Consider the following 3,399-nt stretch of genomic DNA (forward strand, 5'->3'; position numbering starts at 1 on the left):
GCCTGGACTCGGCCAATGCAGGCGACGTAATCTCAGCGGTCGAAGTGGAAGCCGAGGCCGAAGCCTGGCGGGCTGAAACACGCCGAAAAATGGCCAGTGTTACTGCATCGTGAAGCTGGTTTGGACACGGCCAGCACACGCTGACAGGAAGAAAATACGCGAGTAGTACACCGCACAACACGCGCCTGCTGCTGCCCTGGCTCTTGATGAATTGTTTTCGGAAAAAGCCGCGCTGCTGATAAATCACTCCGGCCTTGGCCGCACTGGTCGAGCACCTGGCACCCGCGAGCTTGTCGCACACCGGACTTACATCCTGATCTACGACACGGCCGACGACACTGTGCGCATCCTGCGCGTGCTACACGCAGCCAGACACTGGCCACCGCGCTACACGATAGGCGAACTGCTGGAAGAGGCCGAAGCCTCCGGCGGGTATCCACTGCCACCAGGAAAACGCGAATGGGTGGATGCGCCCGCGGTTGGCCGCGAGTGGCCAAATGGCGAGCACTAAAAAGGCGGTCTCTGGCCGCCTCTAACCATTTACTCATCAGCTCAATTTTAGTAATCATTCGTAAGCGATCCAGTAAGCACATCCTTGTCGGGCTTTGACGGAAGGCGCAACCTTCAGTCTGTTCAATTTTGGAGCAGACATATATGTCGAAGAGAATGCAATACTGGTCGGACCACTTGGCAGCCATTGCCGTCGAAGGCATCCAGACCAAGGCTTACGCCAAGCGCGAAGGCTTATCCGCGTCGGCGTTGTACTACTGGCGCAAGCACCTAAAGGCCGCTGCGGGCGGCACGGCCATCGCCCCGTCGGCGGCGCCACGCGCCAGCGGCCAGTTCGTGGCGGTGCAGGTGAGCGACGTTTTCCAGCCCGTGCGGTGTTCGTTAACCCTGGCACCCGGTGTGCGTCTGGAGCTTGCGCAGCTGCCGACCCCCGAGTGGCTGGCTGCCTTGGCGGGTGCAGTCGCCCGGCAGGTGCGCTAAATGCATCCGGGCAGTCGCATCGGTTCGGTGTATTTGTGCCGCGCGCCGGTGGATTTTAGAAAGCAGATCGATGGCCTGGCCGCCCTGGTGGAACAAGAGCTGCAGATGAATCCGTTTGGCGAGGCTTTATTCGTGTTCGTGAACCGCCATGGCAACAAGATCAAGGCGCTTTATTGGCATCGCAACGGGTTCTGTTTATGGCAAAAGCGCCTGGAGAAAGAGCGCTTCGCCTGGCCCGAACCGGGGTCCGGCACACTCACCCACTGCCTTACGTTGCAGGAACTTGAGTGGCTCTTGGAAGGCTTTGATTTATGGGCAAATAAACCGCATAAAACCTTGAGTTATCAGGCCGTTTCATAGGAGAATCGGGTAAAATACGGGCATGCCGTTTCACGCCCAAAAGCCCTCCTACGAACCGTTAAAGCCTGGCCTTTCTGTGCCAGCTTCGGTCGCTACTCTGCCGAAAACGCAACGTGAATTGGAGGCGCTACTGCGCGCCGAACGCGTACGCCTTCACGTCGAAACACACCCCACTCTCCAGGCCGATATCGCCGCCCGAGTTGAGACTGAAGTGACCCGCCGGGTAGAGGCCGAAGTGAGCCGGCTGGTGAGCGCTGAAGTCGATCGCCGGGTGGCCATCGAAGTGGCTGTGCAAGTGCAAAAATTTCTCGAGGAAATACGGCTGGCCCGGTACAAGATGTTTGCGGCCAGCAGCGAAGCGCACCGGGGTCAGGGGTTGCTGTTTAACGAAATCGAGGCGTTGATTGATGCCAGTACCGATGAGCCTGAGGACGACCAGGACGAGGACGATGATCAGTCGCGTACAGCATCCCGTCCCGCCGCTCGCGGCAAACGCCGCCCGTTACCTCCCGAGCTACCGCGTGTCGACATCGTCATTGATGTGCCTGAAGCCCAGCGCCTGTGCGCTTGCGGCCAACACATGGTCAAGATTGGCGAAGAAGTCAGCGAACAGCTAAACATCATCCCGATGCGCATTGAAGTGCTGCGCACAATACGGCCTCGGTATGCCTGTGCGGGCGGTGATGCGGCACCCGTCATTGCGCCCGTGCCGCCCACGGCACTGCCTCGCAGCAACTTTAGTGCGGGCTTCCTGGCCATGCTGCTGACGGTGAAATATGTCGATGGCTTGCCGTTGAATCGTTTTAACCGTGTGCTCGAGCGCAGCGGCGTGGCTATTCCGCGCCAGAGCCTGGCCCGCTCGGCCATCAACGTGTCCAAGGTGCTGCAACCCTTGCATAACCTGGCGCGCGACGCCTTGCTGGACTCCGCCGTCATCCATATGGATGAAACCACTGTCCAGGTACTCAAGGAACCGGATAAAGCGCCCACCTCGCAAAGCTATATGTGGGTGCAACGCGGCGGGCCACCGGGCAAAGCGGTGATCCTGTTTGATTACGACCCGAGCCGCTCCGGGCAGGTCCCGCTGCGCCTGCTCGAGGGCTGGCAGGGGTATCTCATGACCGACGGCTACGAAGGCTATAACGCGGTGGTGCGCGCCGGTGGCATTGAGCATCTGATTTGCGCCGCCCACGCCCGGCGTAAATTCGTCGACGCCAAACGGGCCCAGACCAAGGGCAAGCGGGGCCGTGCCGACCAGGCCATCGACTACTTCGCTCGTCTGTACCGTATCGAGCGCGAGTTCAAAGACGCCACCGACGAGCAGCGCCTGCATGCACGGCAAACGCGCAGCCTGCCGGTGCTGGCCGCGTTGCGCGAGTGGCTGGATGCAGCCCTGCCGGTGGTGGCGCCCAAAACCAAGCTGGGCGAAGCGCTGGCGTACCTGAATAAATACTGGTCGCGCCTGGTGCGCTATACCGAGCGCGGTGATTTGCCCGTGGACAACAACGCCGTCGAGAACGCGATTCGTCCCTTCGTGATTGGAAGAAAGGGCTGGATGTTCGCGGACACGCCGAGCGGCGCCCACGCCAGTGCGGTGGTCTATTCGCTGGTGGCCACGGCGCAGGCCAATGGCCATGAGCCCTACACGTGGCTCAAGCATGTGCTGGAACGGTTGCCGCTGGCAAAAACGGTTGAAGACATCGAGGCCTTGCTCCCATGGAATTTAGATGTCCAACAGGTTGCCATGGGACTGGCTGCCTGAAAACCCTGTGCTTCATGGATCGCTTACGATTGGCGCACAATTGGAGCACAAAATCAGTTAGCATTCACAAACAAATACTAAGCAAAAAAGCCTTCGGCCACAAAGTGCCAAGGTTGAATGAAATGTAGCAGTCGCGACTTGATCTGCGGATAGCACCAGTTTGACCCGTACAATTATCAGATCAAGTTCAATAGGTGTGCAATGCCACCCAACCCCGCCAGAACACAAACAGACAAGCCAGCAACAAGATAGCCCAAGCGTTTGGTACGCCCCAAAAACTCATGTTC

Annotated in this window: 3 protein-coding genes and 1 pseudogene; all 4 read left to right on the forward strand. The window is 59.2% G+C overall.

Translation table 11 applies throughout. The features are described from left to right. Positions 1-178: 178 nt before the first annotated feature. A pseudogene (locus VL003_RS08505) lies at positions 179-511 on the forward strand (type II toxin-antitoxin system RelE/ParE family toxin); the annotation flags it as partial. A 143-nt stretch (positions 512-654) separates the two neighbouring features. Beyond that, a complete protein-coding gene (gene tnpA / locus VL003_RS08510) occupies positions 655-990 on the forward strand; it encodes an IS66 family insertion sequence element accessory protein TnpA (protein WP_325441503.1) in 336 nt (111 codons plus the stop codon). Then, the gene (gene tnpB, locus VL003_RS08515) at positions 991-1,350 is read left to right on the forward strand and encodes an IS66 family insertion sequence element accessory protein TnpB (protein ID WP_325441505.1); all 360 of its coding nucleotides are present in this window, start codon (positions 991-993) and stop codon (positions 1,348-1,350) included. It abuts the gene before it with no gap. Between the two features lie 22 nt (positions 1,351-1,372). Next, the gene (gene tnpC / locus VL003_RS08520) at positions 1,373-3,112 is read left to right on the forward strand and encodes an IS66 family transposase (protein WP_414708266.1); all 1,740 of its coding nucleotides are present in this window, start codon (positions 1,373-1,375) and stop codon (positions 3,110-3,112) included. The last annotated feature ends 287 nt before the right edge of the window (positions 3,113-3,399 follow it).

The organism is Pusillimonas sp., assembly GCF_035515275.1.
Taxonomy (GTDB): domain Bacteria; phylum Pseudomonadota; class Gammaproteobacteria; order Burkholderiales; family Burkholderiaceae_B; genus Pusillimonas.

Coding starts and splice junctions, on each gene's coding strand:
- tnpB (WP_325441505.1), top strand. CDS start 991: ATGCATCCGGGCAGTCGCATCGGTTCGGTGTATTTGTGCCGCGCGCCG.
- tnpA (WP_325441503.1), top strand. CDS start 655: ATGTCGAAGAGAATGCAATACTGGTCGGACCACTTGGCAGCCATTGCC.
- tnpC (WP_414708266.1), top strand. CDS start 1,373: ATGCCGTTTCACGCCCAAAAGCCCTCCTACGAACCGTTAAAGCCTGGC.